Source organism: Ruminococcoides intestinale (genome assembly GCF_040095935.1).
Classification (GTDB): Bacteria; Bacillota; Clostridia; order Oscillospirales; family Acutalibacteraceae; genus Ruminococcoides; species Ruminococcoides intestinale.
Genome location: NZ_JBBMFQ010000012.1, coordinates 1 through 17,077 on the forward strand (window position 1 = coordinate 1; position 17,077 = coordinate 17,077).

At 32.5% G+C, this 17,077-nt stretch carries 13 protein-coding genes and 1 CRISPR repeat array; of the genes, 9 read left to right on the forward strand and 4 right to left on the reverse strand.

Features of this window, described 5'->3' with window-relative positions:
* The first annotated feature begins 302 nt into the window (after positions 1-302).
* The 5 genes from WMO31_RS11110 (at position 303) to WMO31_RS11130 (ending at position 7,940) form a co-directional block, all read left to right on the forward strand.
* Complete coding sequence (locus WMO31_RS11110; RefSeq protein WP_367999733.1) at positions 303-1,982, forward strand: ATP-dependent nuclease; 1,680 nt, start codon at positions 303-305, stop codon at positions 1,980-1,982.
* On the forward strand, positions 1,979-3,481 hold the full coding sequence (locus tag WMO31_RS11115; RefSeq protein WP_367999734.1) for a UvrD-helicase domain-containing protein: 1,503 nt from the start codon (positions 1,979-1,981) through the stop codon (positions 3,479-3,481). The genes WMO31_RS11110 and WMO31_RS11115 overlap by 4 nt, the downstream gene beginning before the upstream one ends.
* Before the next feature lie 96 nt (positions 3,482-3,577).
* Positions 3,578-4,420: a DUF2971 domain-containing protein gene (locus WMO31_RS11120; RefSeq protein WP_367999741.1), complete on the forward strand. Its 843-nt coding sequence runs from the start codon at positions 3,578-3,580 to the stop codon at positions 4,418-4,420.
* Between the two features lie 19 nt (positions 4,421-4,439).
* The gene (locus WMO31_RS11125) at positions 4,440-5,468 is read left to right on the forward strand and encodes a hypothetical protein (protein WP_367999735.1); all 1,029 of its coding nucleotides are present in this window, start codon (positions 4,440-4,442) and stop codon (positions 5,466-5,468) included.
* Positions 5,469-5,975: 507 nt separating this feature from the next.
* Positions 5,976-7,940: a DUF2075 domain-containing protein gene (locus tag WMO31_RS11130; RefSeq protein ID WP_367999736.1), complete on the forward strand. Its 1,965-nt coding sequence runs from the start codon at positions 5,976-5,978 to the stop codon at positions 7,938-7,940.
* Here WMO31_RS11130 and WMO31_RS11135 read toward each other — a convergent pair.
* The 4 genes from WMO31_RS11135 to WMO31_RS11150 form a co-directional block, all read right to left on the reverse strand.
* Complete coding sequence (locus tag WMO31_RS11135; RefSeq protein WP_367999737.1) at positions 7,924-8,337, reverse strand: hypothetical protein; 414 nt, start codon at positions 8,335-8,337, stop codon at positions 7,924-7,926. The genes WMO31_RS11130 and WMO31_RS11135 overlap by 17 nt on opposite strands.
* A gap of 228 nt (positions 8,338-8,565) precedes the next feature.
* The gene (locus WMO31_RS11140) at positions 8,566-8,742 is read right to left on the reverse strand and encodes a glutamyl-tRNA amidotransferase (protein WP_195231781.1); all 177 of its coding nucleotides are present in this window, start codon (positions 8,740-8,742) and stop codon (positions 8,566-8,568) included.
* On the reverse strand, positions 8,742-9,071 hold the full coding sequence (locus tag WMO31_RS11145; RefSeq protein ID WP_367999738.1) for a hypothetical protein: 330 nt from the start codon (positions 9,069-9,071) through the stop codon (positions 8,742-8,744). Before WMO31_RS11145 ends, WMO31_RS11140 begins: the two co-directional genes overlap by 1 nt.
* A gap of 209 nt (positions 9,072-9,280) precedes the next feature.
* Positions 9,281-9,664, reverse strand: a complete 384-nt coding sequence (locus WMO31_RS11150) for a phage minor capsid protein (protein WP_367999739.1) — start codon at positions 9,662-9,664, stop codon at positions 9,281-9,283.
* A 576-nt stretch (positions 9,665-10,240) separates the two neighbouring features.
* Between WMO31_RS11150 and cas9 the strand changes: the two genes are divergently transcribed.
* From cas9 to csn2, 4 genes are read left to right on the forward strand one after another with little or no spacing between them, the layout of a single operon-like run.
* Complete coding sequence (cas9, locus tag WMO31_RS11155; RefSeq protein WP_367999740.1) at positions 10,241-14,224, forward strand: type II CRISPR RNA-guided endonuclease Cas9; 3,984 nt, start codon at positions 10,241-10,243, stop codon at positions 14,222-14,224.
* Between the two features lie 24 nt (positions 14,225-14,248).
* On the forward strand, positions 14,249-15,118 hold the full coding sequence (gene cas1, locus WMO31_RS11160) for a type II CRISPR-associated endonuclease Cas1 (RefSeq protein WP_303829504.1): 870 nt from the start codon (positions 14,249-14,251) through the stop codon (positions 15,116-15,118).
* A gap of 11 nt (positions 15,119-15,129) precedes the next feature.
* Positions 15,130-15,435 (forward strand): CRISPR-associated endonuclease Cas2, encoded by a 306-nt coding sequence (gene cas2 / locus WMO31_RS11165; protein WP_117883433.1) that lies wholly within the window; start codon positions 15,130-15,132, stop codon positions 15,433-15,435.
* On the forward strand, positions 15,432-16,097 hold the full coding sequence (csn2, locus tag WMO31_RS11170) for a type II-A CRISPR-associated protein Csn2 (RefSeq protein ID WP_303829508.1): 666 nt from the start codon (positions 15,432-15,434) through the stop codon (positions 16,095-16,097). Before cas2 ends, csn2 begins: the two co-directional genes overlap by 4 nt.
* Positions 16,098-16,186: 89 nt before the next feature.
* Positions 16,187-17,077: direct repeats of the CRISPR family, unit length 36 nt; unit sequence GTTTGAGAATAGTGTAAATCTATAAGGTAGTAAAAC.

Genomic DNA, 17,077 nt, shown 5'->3' on the forward strand with positions numbered 1-17,077 from the left:
AAATACCTACTTTATACTCGCATAATAATCCTTAAATTGTTAAGCAAATAGCTGATAATTGTAAGTTATCCTTTATTGGAGCGAGAGGGAAAAAATGATTTTTATTAATTAAAATAAAAAACCACAATCAGAACAATTGTGGTACAAATTAATCTCCAAATAATATTAATGTTGAAATTTCCCTCGGAATAATAGAACTGATATTTTATAAACGATTACTTTCTTTTTGGTATTTGGTGTAATAATAAATAGAAAATTAAAGATGTAAATTGTTGATATAGCTTAAATGGACGGTGCTACTTATGAAATTTGAAAGTATAACAATAAAGAACTTTAGAAATTTTGAAGATGTTAAACTTGATTTATCAAATAAAAATATATTCTTTGGTCTAAATGATGTGGGTAAAACAAATTTTTTATACGTTCTACGATATGTATTTGATAAAGAGGTTCGTAAGCAAAACCTTTTAGACTCGGATTTTCATAATAAGCAGTTTGAAAAACCAATTGAGATTGTCGTTACTATAGATATTAGTGATGTAGCCGATAGTGATTGTCAAAAACTCCGTGCACAGCTAAAAGGCGCATTGCTAAGTGAGCATAATAAGGTATATATAAAGCTTTTTGCGGAATATAACAAAACCGAAATGCTTGCTCTGCCAATATTATCGTGGGGTGGTGATATTAATCATCTTTACGAAATGAAGCAAAGAGGATATCTTTATGAAATAGACTATGTATTTAATGTAATTTATATTGATTCTTATGTCGATTTGTATTCGTTATTTAAAAAGAATGTGAACCAGCTTGTCAAAAATGAAGAGGACGAAGATAAAGATATTCTGGCAAAAATTCAAAATACGGTTGATGATTTGAATGGCCATATTGCTTCTCTGTCTGGAATAAAAGAATTTGAGGATAAACTTACGCCAGAGTATAAAAAGTTCCATGATGAGGGGATATCTGTTTCAATAAAATCCGAAATCGCAGTAAAGGGCTTGTATTCAAACATCATCCCATACATTAAACAAGATAATGATGATAATTTATATCCTACTGCCGGGGAAGGTAGAAAAAAGTTATTGGCATATTCAATATACGACATACTGTCAGATGAAAATGCTGAAAAGAAAATCAATTTGTTTTTAATTGAAGAGCCTGAAAACCATCTTCATAAATCTATGCAGATTGCATTATCACATATACTTTTTACCGATAGTAAATACACATATCTGTTTGTAACAACTCATTCACCTTTTGTTCTTTATGAAATGGATAATGTAAATTTAGTTCGAATATATAGTGAACGAAAAATCAACAGTATTAGCACATTTTATAAAGTACCTGATGCTTACAAGAAAAACAGAAAAATGTTAAACCGTGGTTTGTCAGAAGCGATCTTTGCTAACAAAGTACTTTTGGTTGAAGGCCCATCTGAATATATGCTGTTTAGCAAAGTCCTTTCAGTAGTTCATCCTTTCTATGAAGTCGATGGAATATACATTTTACCAGTTGACGGTATAGGATTTAAAATGTATTTTTCTATCTTGGATGAACTTGGAATTTTTAATGTGCTAAAAACCGACAATGATTTGAGAGCGGTAGCAGGAAAAGATACATATAGTGTTTTGGGCTTTTTACGCTGTAATAAGTTTATTGGGAAAAAATGTCTGCCAACTAATAGAATTCAAGAGAATTCTGTTTCTGCTAAGAGAAGCTTATATAATTCAAATGTAAAAACCTTGGATAAAATACGAAGTGACTTTCATATTTTCTTATCAAAAGTGGATTTAGAAAATGATTTAGACGAATTTTTGCATGATAGATTATCAGCTTTATTGGATAATGATAATCCCGTTAAATATTTACAAGATGCAAAACACTATCATATGGTGGAGCTGATTGAGAAACTTTCGGATACAGATTGCAAAACAATTTATAGTCATTACAACTTTGCATGTTTGAAGGAGGTTGCCGAATGAAACTATCTCCAATTCAAGAGAAAATAGTTGAAACTTCCGGTAACTTAATAGTAAGGGCAAGTGCAGGAACAGGAAAAACCTATACAATGGTTAATAAAATTGCAAAGGAAATTGATGATAATCATACACATAAAGTTGTTGCTGCAATTACTTTTACAATAAAAGCAGCACAAGAAATAAAGGATAGATTGTCTGTCGATATAGTTCAACATTTCATTGGAACAAACAACAGTTTCGCTATTGAGGAAGTTATAAAGCCTTTTTTGAAGGATGTATATGGTGCTGATTTCGATTTGGATATGAGTACGGACTATTCAGCTAAAGTTGATACTTTTCAAGAAGCTATTGAAAAAATACGGAATGAAGGTATCCTCTGTTCATATCGAGATAATAAAAGGAACTTTATTTTTGATTTGGCTCAAGAAATTGTAGAAAATTCTTTGGCTTGTAGGCTTTATCTTCAAGCAAAATATTTTAAAATATATATCGATGAATATCAAGATTGTGACAAATCCATGCATAAATTCTTTATGTATTTATGTGATGAATTGAATATTGAAACCTTTGTTGTCGGAGATGAAAAACAATCTATTTATATATGGCGAGGTGCTTATCCAGAGGCTTTTAAAAGCATCTGGAACAAACCCAATTTTAAAAAGATATTTATGGGAGATAATTTTCGCTCTTGTCAACAAATACAGAATTATTCTAATCTATTATGTGATGAGACAAGAAGTCTTTACAATCCTACGGAAAATATAGATAATATTGTGTGGATTTCCCCTACAAAGGCAAATTGGGCAACAGAAGTATTGTCTAATATTGTTCCCGATAAAACGTCAGCATTATTGCGTTTTTCTAATGATAACGCACGAATAGGAGCAAGCGAATTAACGACAAACGGTTTAGAGTATGTTTATATCCCACAGACTCCTATTGCTGATATTACAACAGATACAGCGTGGCTTTATACAGCAATTGCTAAATACCTTATAATTGAAAAGTATTCTGCATATGATGTAATTTCGGAAATACCTGTTGAAGGAAATGAAAGTCGCAAAACAGTATCCACCGTAAAAAGATTACTCAAAAGAATTGAAGAGACTATAGATGATGAGCAGTCTTTCGGCTCGTGTGTCACAGCATTGGCTGAATATCTTGGATATGATACTCGCTCTGCTCACATAAACAAATTATTCAAAACAATTTCTGATACCAGTTTTCATGTGGCATTTGAAGCGGATAAATACAAACACATCGCAATTACATTCCACTCTTCAAAGGGATTGGAGTTTGAACAGGTAATTGTATTTGCAGAGGATTATCGACTGTCTGATATGTCAAGTATATACAACCATTATGTAGCGGTTACAAGAGCCAAGAGTAAATTAATAATTGTAAAATTAAACGATTTTAATGCTAATTGTTTTCAAGACAATTTAAAGAAAATATTTAATGAAAGTGGCCTTAATATTGAGGATGTAGTGACATACGGATAATTTTGACAAGTTATGTTTGATAATATGTAATTATTTTTGTGTTTTGTTCTAAAGTCTAATAATCAATACTTAATAACATTAAGGAGGTGTGGTGTGATGAATGATTATTTGGTTTGGTCGCCTTTATATAAAGTGGATCGCACTAAATATTTATATCATTATACATCCGTAGAAAAAGCATTTAAAATACTATACTATAAAACATTACAATTTGCTAACATTACGACTACTAATGACATTTTTGAACAAAAGCCAAAATTATCTTTTGATGAAACCGATCTCAATACATTTGATATGGTCAGAACAATACAAAAATACTTTTTAAAGGAGCAAAATAGAGTAAGAATACTCTGCTTTTCTCAAGATTATGAAAAAGATATAAATATGGACAATTTGTCAAGAGACCAGAGAAGAGCTAATGTTATTGGTAGAGGATTCGCTTTGCCTAGAATGTGGGCGCAATATTCTTCAAACAATGAAGGTGTTTGTTTAATAATTAATAAAGATAAACTATTAAATTATATATCTGCACAAGAGATTTTTAATATTAATAATAAAGTCAATTATGTTAAAAATTATTTGACATATCCAATGAATAAAGAATACATTATTAAACTTTATAAAAAGATAATATCAAATAGTTTTGATGTATTTTCCACACTTGTAAAAGATGATTCAGATTTTGTAAAATTTAACTTTTTTTCAAAATTAGATGATTGGCAAAGTGAAAATGAATTTAGAATTTTAACTCTTGTTAATGAAAATAATTTTGATAAAGTTATTAAGATTAACAATATATATAAATTTGTTGAAGGAATTGTGGTAGGGCAGAACATAAGTGACGAAAATTGTTTTATTTTACATCAGCTTGTTGATGGTAATACTATAATTCGCAGAATACATTTTGATAACATTATTACAAGAATACAAGATATATGAATATAGGATGTGATGAATTATGTCAAAGAATAGAAAAAATAGAAAAGAGGCTGCCTTTTTAAGGAATTTTACGACAGATATAATTAATAGAATGATATTATGTGATGACTCAATACAAAACAAACAATCAATAATAAAGGAGGATTCTTTTAAGGAGACCTTACGGCGTATAACAGAAAATACAAATTATATAATTCAGCAATTAAATTATATTATCCCACGAAATATCCCTTATTTATCATTAAGTATTGGTACAGAGCTATCAAATAGTACAAGATTGTATATGAGAGCTAGTACTGAAAAATATATAAATAATGTAATCCTGCAAGTTGATGATGCAATGACCAATTTTGTTGATATAACTCATTTATTAGATTACTATATTTGTGCTGGAGATAGAAGTATAGATAGTTCAAATATTGATGGGTTAAGTGCTGAAATTTCAGCTGATTCTATGTTTAAGGAAATAGTTATAAATGATATTTTTCTTGATATCGCATATTTTAATTCATATTCATTTCTAAGAAATATGACAACAATAGCAAAGAAAAATTTCAGCAAAATGAAAGCAGAGTTTTTCTACAAGAAAAAACTTGATTCGTTTTTTGATAATGACCCAAATGTTGTTTTAGATTATTACTCGTTTGCTTTTTCTTGTCATAATGAAGATGATAATGAATTTAAATTTGATATATATAAGTATATACAATTATGGGATGAATTTATTATGGAATATTATCCAAATGAAGTGCATAAGGAAAGAAAAATAAGCGAACAAATAGAAATGAGAATTGACGAACATATTCCTAAAGATTATTTTACAAAATTTGGAAACTTACAACAAGGAATATATTTTATATTGAGAATAAATAAAAAAGACATACCTGTAAAAAAGATTGATTATGTTCTTAGCTTATTTAATATTGATGATATTTCTGTGGGTGAGTTATGTATAATTTCTTCAGAAAAATTAATAAAAAGTTACGAAAATCACTTTGAATTGTATGATGAATTATATATAGCAGCGTTTAAAGTTGTTGTGCAATAATTATTAGATATTTATCAAATTGATGTTAGTTTGAGTTTGAGGTGTTTAATTATTGTTTTATCAGTCTTTATTAAGACTGGTAGATGAAAATTGTAAAATAATTACTACATATCAATACTATTTCCCTACACTCGCCAGAGCGCATGACTGTTAATCATGATGTCACTGGTTCGAGCCCAGTTGGGGGAGCCACAACAGAGTAGTCTTTTGACTACTCTGTTTTCTTTTTTATTTAAATTGGCTCAATGTCAATAGTTGGGGTAACCCGAAAAAACAGAATATATGATAATTACAAGCGACAGAAATTAAGCTGTCGCTTGTTTTGTTGTAGAATTAATATGTTTATGAACATACGCCTGACTATAAATCTTAAAATATCACCGCGGGTATGGTGCCAAACTTTTTAATCTATCTTTTATTACATTGACATTTTCGACCATACAATAGACAATAATACATATATATGTTATGATAATCATATAACTAATTCTAAATGAGGAATACATAATGGTAAAACGATCATATTATTCAAATGACATTCAAAGTTTCCTAAATCAAGATAATTACAGTATATTTGGCGAAATAACAACGAATGACCAGTTTTCTGCTGAGGACTTACAAAAGAATACTTGGAATAGAGAAATTGAAATTTTGAAGCGAGAGTTATCTCAGTTTTTAGATGGATATATTATATTTGAATACACCATTCCACGAATAGGTAATCGAATTGATAATATTGTTATTTATAAAGGAATAATTTTTCTGTTAGAATTTAAAGTTGGTGAAAAGAAATACCCTTCATATGCTATTGAACAAGTAACTGACTATGCTTTTGATTTAAGTTGTTTTCACAAAGAAAGTCAAAACAGACTTTTAGTTCCAATTTTAATTTCTACTAAGGCTCACAGCGTAAAACAAGAAATTCGGATTTCAAAAGATAATGTTTTAGAAACGATTTGTTGCAACGAATACGAAATTGCCAAATACATAACAGAAGTTTCTTTAAAATTTATTCAGGATGAAATAATACCTGATGATTGGATTAACTCACTTTATATGCCAACACCGACGATTATAGAGGCTGCACAGGCCTTGTATCTCGGTCACAATGTTGAAGATATTTCGAGAAATGATGCAAGTGCGAAAAATCTTAATCAAACTACTAAAGCAATCAATAAAATTATAGATTATAGCAAAGCTAATAACAGAAAATCAATTTGTTTTATTACAGGTGTTCCAGGTGCAGGAAAAACTCTTGCAGGTCTTAATATAGCTGTAGAAAGGCAGAAAATAGCTGAAGATGAGCATGCTGTATTTCTCTCGGGCAATGGACCGCTTGTTGATGTTTTACAAGAAGCACTTGCTCGTGATGATGCAAAGAGAAATCATATTTCAAGAAAAGAAGCCTCAAGAAAAGTAAAAGAATTTATACAAATTATTTATCATTTTAGGGATGACGCAATATCTGTTGATACTCCTCCTGTTGAAAAAGTTGCAATTTTCGATGAAGCTCAACGAGCTTGGGACGAACAAAATTTGACTGATTTTATGAAAAAGAAGAAACATATTGAAGATTTTAATATGTCAGAACCTGAATTCCTGATTAGTATATTAAACCGTCACAATAACTGGGCAACAATAATATGTTTAATCGGTGGCGGTCAAGAAATCAATAAGGGTGAATCGGCCGGTATTTATGGATGGTTTGATTCTTTGAGAAATAATTATCCAAACTGGGACGTTTATGTTTCAGATAAAATCACTGATGACGAATATTCCAAAGGGCATAATTTTGCCGAAATGACGAAAAATATGAATGTAAACATAATTGAAGATTTGCACTTAGCCGTTTCGTTACGTTCATTCAGAAGTGAAAATGTTTCAAATTTTGTAAAGGCTCTTCTTGATGTGGATATTGATACTGCTAAAAGATTGTATGAGCAGTTTAACAATGATTATCCTGTCTTTGTGACTCGAAATCTACACAAAGCAAAACTATGGGTTAGAAGTCAGGCAAAAGGATCGCAAAGATATGGGCTTACTGCAAGCTCCGGTGCCAAAAGACTCAGGAAATACGGTATATGGGTTCAAAATAAAATTGAAGCCACGAATTGGTTTTTAAACGGTAAAAACGATGTTCGTTCATCCTTTCATTTAGAGGAAACCGCAACGGAATTTGACATTCAAGGTCTTGAACTTGATTGGACAATTGTTTGTTGGGATGCAGATTTAAGATTTGAAAACGGTGATTTCAAACATCTGAAATTTGTTGGCACAAAATGGCAAAATATAAAATCTGCAGATAATATCCTTTATTTAAAAAACGCTTATAGAGTCCTCCTGACGAGGGCAAGACAGGGATTTGTTATTTTTGTACCGACAGGTGATGAAACTGACATGACCGCAAAACCGGAATATTATGACGGAATTTACCGGTATTTGAAAAGTGTAGGAATCAAAGAATTGGAATAACATTATCGTTCAGAAGCTGAATTTGGAGTAAATAATATAAGATACTCACGAAAAAGGAATGTTCAGGCGCTATTTTATCATACTGACCTGCTGGGATTACTACGGGAGTCGCCTGACAATTTAAATCAAGGAGAGCGCCGAGAATTTTGTGTTTTGAGAATAGTCCGGTCTGTGCCTGCTTATCCTTATCCTGCCAGTCGGGGTCATAACCCTCAAGATTTGCGTTTGTACTTGCAAGCTGATTTGATACATCATCGTACTTGTCCTTTTCGACATACTGACCGCCTGCAAGGTTGCCGAGCTTAACGTCTGCCGCATTGTTCACCTTTTCTGCAAACTGTTCAAATGTTAACGCTTTGCCGCCAAACAGGACTTTTAAAATTTCCATTAAGTCCATTTGTTTGCTCCTTTCAATTTATTAGCAATTGTGTGTGCTCAGATATTTGAGCAATATTAAAAGCCCCCGAAATTCGGGAGCTTATAACCGTAGTTCGTGAATTTGAGGGTAAAAGTAAAAGGGATGTTTCAAACACCCCTTTAATACCCGTTTAAATTCGTTTAATTTTGTTTTAATCAAATAACACTTTACCTTTCAGTAATTAAAGCCGATACAAGGCAAATAAAACTATTCTTCTTTTTTCTCGAAGCCAATACCATTGTTGCACTCTTTCATCTCTTTTACTTTACCAAATTTAAAGTCCAATGGGATTCCGTCAGGAAAAGCATCACAACAAGGTATCCAACCGTCTAACAATTTATCTCTTTGATGTTTACATTCAAAACAATCTGAAATACAAATCATTAGTATTTCCTCCCAATATATTTTTCATAGAATTGCATCCATTCTTTTGATACTTTAACACCACGTTTTCTTAGAACTTCTAATTCCGCAAGTGCTTCCGCACCATCATCATAAGCAATAATACTGATACCTTCTATGTGAATTTTTGACAGTTCATCATATAGTTTTTTGACATCTTCGGATCTCATTCCGAAAATTGTCTTTGCGTGTCCACTTTCATGCCACACAGCTTCTTCTAATGTGTTTGCTATAGATAGTTTTGAATTTGCAAATATTTGATTGATTTTATCAAGAGTTTTTCCAGGAAGTATATCTGTGTTTAAAGACAATTGTAACAATCCGTTTGATAAAGGTTCAATTTGTAAAACAGGAGTTCATTTATCATTTTTGGGTAAACTTTTTGCAACAATTTCACTAATGATGAATCTACCCTCAGGTTCACATTTTGACATGGTGTCAATTATAACCTTACTCACTTCAGCGTTAAAATTTTTTCCGTATGTAACGACTTCAAAATCATCAATATCTATGCTTTTAATTATACTCTTTTCATCGGAATTTGCAACTGCTTCTTATTTTTCCAAACAGCTTTTTGAGCAGTACTTCTGCCAAAACCATAAGCCTGTTGACGAGAACGGTCAGGAAGTAATCCTGTTCTTTTACAAAAGCTATTCAGTTCTGACTCCTGCCGTTTCAACTTGCTTGAATAGTGGCTGAAATTTTTTTCTAACTTTTGTAACAGCTCTTCATCAGAGAGGTTATTCAAAGCCTCATCACAAGCGGCAAGTGTTCTTTTGGTTGTCCTGATTTTGCGTTCAAAAGCTCTTTGCTGTTGTTCTGCCTCATACAGCGTGTGCATTGAGCCGTCGGGATATTCAATGTTTTTAGCATTAAGTTCTTTGATGTCTTTGGCTGAGTACATTCGAGCAGAACCCTAAGAGTTTTTCTGTAAAACATCTGTAGAGCATATTTTCTCCTCCGTTTCAGGTTTTTAAGCAATTCCTTTTAACGGATTTTGGCAAAATATGCTCTACTTTTTTTTACTTTTTATCAACTCTTTTTCTGCTCTAACTTTTATTATAGAGCAATATTTGAAATAGAAGGGCGTTGATGAGGGTTAGTGTTACGCACCGCAAGCAATTAGCGGGGTAGAAATCTTTTGATTTTAAAAATGTATAATACGACATACTGACAGTAGTATGTTATATTATGCAAAATATATAGAAAGTATACCGAAATTGTATAACTGAATAAAATGTACTAAAAATAAGGATAAAATAACTTAAAGATATTGAAAATAACTACAGTATGTGCTAAAATTAGACAAAAGAAAAGGATTCGGAAAACCGAATCCTCAAATCACACACTGTGATGGTTGCCTAAGCAACGGATAGAATGAATTTTTATTTGAACTCATAGTGTAAATCCAATAAGGTAATTAGATTATCTTAATAATATTACAAAATAAATACTTTGTCAATAGAAAAGGAGGAAATTTATGAAGAATTTTAATGACGATTATTATGCAGGATTTGATATAGGTACGGATTCTGTCGGATATGCAGTAGCCGATACAGATTACAATCTCTGCAAATTTAAAGGCAATGCTATGTGGGGTGTTGATCTCTTTGAGGAGAGTAATTCAGCTGCCGAGAGAAGAACTCTTAGATCGGCACGAAGAAGGGGTTTGAGAAAAAGAAACCGTATTGAATGGCTGCAAATGCTTTTTGATCAGGAAATTTCAAAAGTTGACAATGCTTTTTATCAGAGATTAAAAGAAAGTTGTCTGTATCTTGATGACAAATCATCAAATGTTCCGTATGCGGTTTTTGCAGACGGTAATTACACCGATAAAGAATTCCATACAGACTACCCTACAATATATCATCTTAGAAAAGAATTGATTAAGAGCTCACAACCACACGATGTAAGACTTGTATATCTTGCGTTACATCATATTATAAAACACAGGGGACATTTCTTGTTTGATAATATGGGGTCTGATTTTGAAAGTGAATCCTCGTTTGAAACTCTTTTTGACGATTTAAAACTTTACTTAAAAGAAGAATATGAAATTGAATTTGAGTGCAATGATTCGTTAAGATTTTCAGAAATATTAAAGGACAAAACATTGAAGAAAACTGCAAAATCGTCCGAGTCATACAAGCTTTTCGGTTATAGTAAAAAAAATAATCCATACGAAACCGCTTTGATAGATTTGATGTGTGGCAGAAAGGTTAAATTTTCCGATATGTTCGGTGATAAGTCGTTTGACAGTGAGGAAGTAAACGGTATTACCTTTGAAAGCGGTTATGACGATAATGAAAATACATACCGTGATTTGTTACAAGAAAAGTTTGAACTTATCGAAAAAGCAAAGGCGGTTTATGACTGGGCAATTCTTGCAGACATTTTGAACGGTGAAAAGTATATTTCATTTGCCAAAGTTAAAACATACGAAGAACATAGTTCAGATTTGAAAATGCTCAAAGATTTCGTTAAAGAAAAATGTAAATCGTTATATGGCGAAATCTTTAGAATTACAAAGGACAAGCTTGATAACTACACGGCATATTGCGGAAAGTACAAAGAAAACGGCAGAAACGGTGTGATTCAGTATCGTACAAATCAGGCGGATTTCTGCAAATATCTGAAGAAAAAGTTTGAAAAGCTTGACAAAACAGGCTATGAAGAAATGTTTGATAAGATTGAAAACGGCACATTTATGCCGAAAATTGTCGTAAAAGACAACGGCGTTATTCCTATGCAGGTGAATAGGAGTGAGCTGAAAGCAATTCTGAAAAATGCTTCAACATATCTTGAATTTCTTAATAAAAAAGATGAAAACGGAATTTCTGTAAGTGACAAGATAGTCAAAATTTTTGAATTCAGAATACCGTATTATGTAGGTCCGCTGAATAATCACAGCCTAAAATCCTGGCTTGTCAGAAGTGATGAAAAAATATATCCGTGGAATTTTGACAGTGTTGTTGACATAGAGCAATCGGCAGAGAATTTTATAAATAATCTGACTTCAAAATGTACATATCTTCCAACGAAGGATGTAATACCTAAGAATTCGATTTTATACAGTGCTTTTACGGTTCTTAATGAACTGAATAATTTAAGACTTGACGGCAAAAAGCCTGATGTAAGTCTTAAACAGGCAATATTTAATGACTTGTTTATGACGCATAAAAAGGTCAGAAGAAAAGATTTGCTAAATTATCTAAAATGCGAAAAAGGTATTACGCCCGATATCACAGGCATTGACGGTGATTTTAAGTCAAGTATGCGTTCCGCAATTGAAATGTCACAGTTTAATCTGACCGACAGCGAAAAAGAGGACGCTATAAAAGCTATAACTGTATTTGGCGATGATAAAAAACTTTTAAGAAAGCGTTTAAAAAGGCAGCTCGGTTCAAAATTATCTGATGAAGATATAATGAGAATTTCTAAACTCAAATACAAGGATTGGGGAAGATTATCAAAGGAGTTTCTTACCGAAGTTTATAATGTCGATAAAAATACAGGCGAGTTGCAATTTAACATTATCCATGCACTATGGCAGACAAATGATAATCTTATGGAGCTGCTTGGCTCAAAATACGGTTTTGAACAGAGCAGACAAAACTATCTTGACGGTATTCAGACAGGGCAAAGCCTTGAGAAAATGGTGGAGAATCTCTATATTTCTCCTGCGGTAAAACGACCTGTGTATCAGTCTTTGAAAATTATGCATGAAATCAACAAAATTCAAGGTCATGCACCTAAAAAGATATTTGTTGAGATGACGAGAAAAGACGGTGTGAAAGGTGACAAAGGCCGTAAAGAGTCAAGAAAGGCCAAGCTTGTAGATTTATATAAAAAATGCGGTGAGGATTCGGGCGACCTCTGGGAATCTCTTGAAAAAACACCTGATGATGAATTTAAAAGAGACAGACTGTATTTTTACTATACTCAATTCGGCAAGTGTATGTACACGGGAGAACCTATAAATCTGTCGGAATTGTACAATCAAAACATTTACGATGTGGATCACATTTTCCCTCGTTCAAAAGTTAAAGATGACAGCCTTGATAACCGTGTCCTTGTAAAGAAACAGGTTAATGCTCACAAGGATAATACATATCCGCTTGACAGTTCAATTCGTGAAAAGATGAAAGGCTTCTGGCATTTGCTTATGGATAAAGGTCTTATTAGCAAGAAAAAGTACGAGAGGCTTACAAGGGCAACTGAGCTTACTGACAGCGAACTTTCAGATTTTATTGCAAGACAGATTGTTGAAACATCTCAATCAACAAAAGCAGTTGCGTCACTTTTTAAAGAATTGTATCCCGATACTGAAATTGTGTATGTAAAAGCGTCAACAGTTTCTGAATTCAGACACGAATATGATTTCTTAAAATGCAGAGAAGTAAACGATTTTCACCATGCAAAAGATGCCTATCTAAATATTGTTGTCGGCAATGTGTATAACGAACGCTGTACACACAACAAATCCATATTTATAAAAGGTTTGCAGACTAAAACATACAGTCTTAACAAAATGTTCAGTTTTAATACACCAAACGCATGGTCAATTGATGATAATAAGTCAATCAAAATTGTCAGAAAGACTATGAACAAGAACAATATCCGTTTTACAAGGTATGCTTTAACAAGGAACGGCGGACTCTTCAAGATGAATCCTCTGAAAAAAGGAAGCGGTCAGGTTTCGCTAAAACAGAACTCTCCGCTTTCGGATATCAGTAAATACGGAGGTTATGACAAGCCGGCATCTTCGTACTTTTCATTTGTTAAATATGAGGGCAAAAAGGGCAAAGAAATGCGTCAGCTTGTTGCAATTGATTCTTACATTAAAGCTCGGTATGAGGCAAACCCTGAAAAATATTTGAGTGAAACTCTTGGTTTGAAAAATCCTGTGGTTCTGATTCCCGTTGTAAAATATAATGCCTGCATTGAAATTGACGGTTTCAGAATGCACATAAGCAGTAAGTCAAATGGCGGCAAAAAAATTGTATACAAACCTGCTATGCAATTAACGGTTAGCTATGATACAGAAAAATATATCAGAAATGTCGTTAAGTTGAACTCCAAGCCTGAAAATTACAATATTACAGAGCTTGACAAAGTGAGTGCCGAAGAGAATGTTGAATTGTTTGATATTCTAATTTTTAAAATGACAGATACAATTCTAAAGGTTAAATTCGGTGATATGGGTGTTAAAATTGCATCTCATCGTGATACTTTTGAAAAACTGGATGTAAGAAAACAATGCTTTGTTCTTGCAGAAATTCTTAAAATTATTCACTCAAATGTTGTTACCGGTGACTTAACTTTAATCGACGAAGCTAAAAAAGCGGGAGTTGTTTCCACAAATTCCGTATTGTCGGAGATTAAAAGTGTAAAGTCGATTTATCTTGTTCATCAGTCGGTAACAGGTTTGTTTGAGAAAAAGATTGACTTATTAAATATGTAAGTTATCAGAAAAGAGGATATTTAGATGAGTTGGAGAACGGTAGTAATTACGAAAACATCCAAGCTGGATTACAGCATGGGACACCTTGTTGTGCGTGATGTTGAAAGCACGGTAAAGGTACATATAAGTGAAATATCCGTGCTTGTTATTGAAAGTACAGCTGTTTCGGTTACTGCCGCTCTCCTTTGTGAGCTTATCAAGAAAAAAGTAAAGGTCATATTCTGCGATGAAAAGCACAATCCTCTTTCGGAACTTACGCCATATTACGGTAGTCATGACTGCAGTCTTAAAATTAAAAGACAAATTGCGTGGAATGAAACGGTAAAGCAATGTGTGTGGACTCAGATTGTAGCCGAAAAAATTAAGAATCAAGCTAAGGTTCTTGAAATATACAAACTTCCACAAAGCAGTATGCTTATGGGTTATATAGATGAGCTTGAACTTAATGATAAATCAAACAGAGAGGGACATGCCGCCAAGGTGTATTTTAATGCCTTGTTCGGAAAATCATTCAGTCGCAATGACGAATGTCCTATAAATGCTGCTTTGAACTATGGCTACAGTATTGTTCTTTCCGTTTTTAACCGAGAAATTACAGCAAACGGATATCTCACACAATTGGGATTATTTCACGATAATATGTTTAATCAATACAACCTGAGCTGTGATTTAATGGAACCTTTTCGCCCATTTGTTGATATAGCGGTAAAGGATATGAATCCTCATAAATTTGAAAAAGAAGAGAAAATATCAATATTCAATTTGTTAAACGATGAATTCAAAATTGACGGTAGAACACAAACTTTTATAAATGCCGTGAAAATATACTGCAAAAGTGTTTTTGATGCAATAGAAGAATGTGATACCTCGCTTATAAGTTTTGCAGGAAAATGAGTTACAGATTTATGAGAATAATGGTTTTATTTGATTTGCCCGTTGAAACTCCTTTACAGAGGCATAACTACGGAAAATTTAGAAGATATTTAATAAAAAACGGTTTTATGATGATGCAGGAATCTGTGTATGTTAAGCTTGCGTTGAATCAAAATACGGCAGCGGCAATAATTGACGCTTTGAAAAAGAATAAACCGCCGGAGGGACTTGTTCAGATTTTGTCAGTTACCGAAAAACAGTTTTCAAAAATTGAGATAATTACAGGCGATTATTCAAGTGATACCGTTGACAGTGACGAAAGGTTGTTAATGTTATGAAATTTCTTTTCAAGTATATGTCGGAGCCTTTTGATTTTTCAAAAAGCAATGCGGTCACTCTTGTTATAGAAAATAAAAAACTTTTCAGACATACAATACTTTCGGTTAGTGAATGTGATTGTAATGAAATGTTTGTGTTTTCCGAAAATTTTAAGCCGCTTGATTTTTCAAAATCAGTCAAATATGTTGACAGCGTTCTTACATTTGAATTTTCTGACAGAAAAATGATGACTAAGGTAAATTCTTTTTTTGAAAATTTGTGTAATACAAAATATTTTCCGCAAATTTCAGAAATTAAAGCTTTATGTGTGAGCTTGTGCTGCGAGCTTTCTAAGGAAAATGATTATGATTTTCAGTTCTGCGAAAGTATCGAAACAATGGCATTAGTAAAATTGTTTTCATTTGCGCCTGCAGATGCCTCGGATGATAATGTCGGTCATCTTTTAAGATATTTCAAACTTATGAAAGAGTATCTTGGAATAAAGTGTTTTATTGTTCAAAATCTGCATATTTATCTTGATGACAGAGAATGTGAAAATCTTTTGGAATCCGCCGTTATGCACGGTATATATTTGCTTAACATTGAAAACTCAGTACCGAAAGAAGTTTCTGAATACGAAAAACTTGTTGTGATTGATAATGATTTGTGTGAATTTTATTGACAATCATTATACAAATGTTATAAAATAACCTTATAGATTTGCCGTGCATAGTATAGTGGGTGCATTTTATTCCCAATTTGAGGTTTGAGGTTTGAGAATAGTGTAAATCTATAAGGTAGTAAAACCAGCAGATCGACTCGGTGAGGAGTGCAAGGTTTGAGAATAGTGTAAATCTATAAGGTAGTAAAACGTTGGAAATTTGAATAATCTGACTTACCTTGTTTGAGAATAGTGTAAATCTATAAGGTAGTAAAACTGCTTTCGATAGGAATTGCAATTCCGCTAGGTTTGAGAATAGTGTAAATCTATAAGGTAGTAAAACAACGGTCTTACACTTGCAATTGCCGACAAAGTTTGAGAATAGTGTAAATCTATAAGGTAGTAAAACCGATGTTGCAACAGTTACATGACCGTTAATGTTTGAGAATAGTGTAAATCTATAAGGTAGTAAAACTATTTCACCTTTGTGCAACGGCTTTGTTGGGTTTGAGAATAGTGTAAATCTATAAGGTAGTAAAACGTCGGAAATTTGAACAATCTTACTTACCTTGTTTGAGAATAGTGTAAATCTATAAGGTAGTAAAACTAATGTATTCTTGTTCCTCGGGTGTAATCTGTTTGAGAATAGTGTAAATCTATAAGGTAGTAAAACCGAAGCGTTAGAAAATCTTTCAAGCAGATTGTTTGAGAATAGTGTAAATCTATAAGGTAGTAAAACCGCTCAATAGCTTGACCGACTTTACCGCTGTTTGAGAATAGTGTAAATCTATAAGGTAGTAAAACTAAAATTTTGAATGTTTCACAATCCACAATGTTTGAGAATAGTGTAAATCTATAAGGTAGTAAAACCCTCGGCGGCAGAACAGTCAGAGAGGAACGGTTTGAGAATAGTGTAAATCTATAAGGTAGTAAAACTTATGAACACTTGTACAGCGTACAATTAGGTTTGAGAATAGTGTAAATCTATAAGGTAGTAAAAC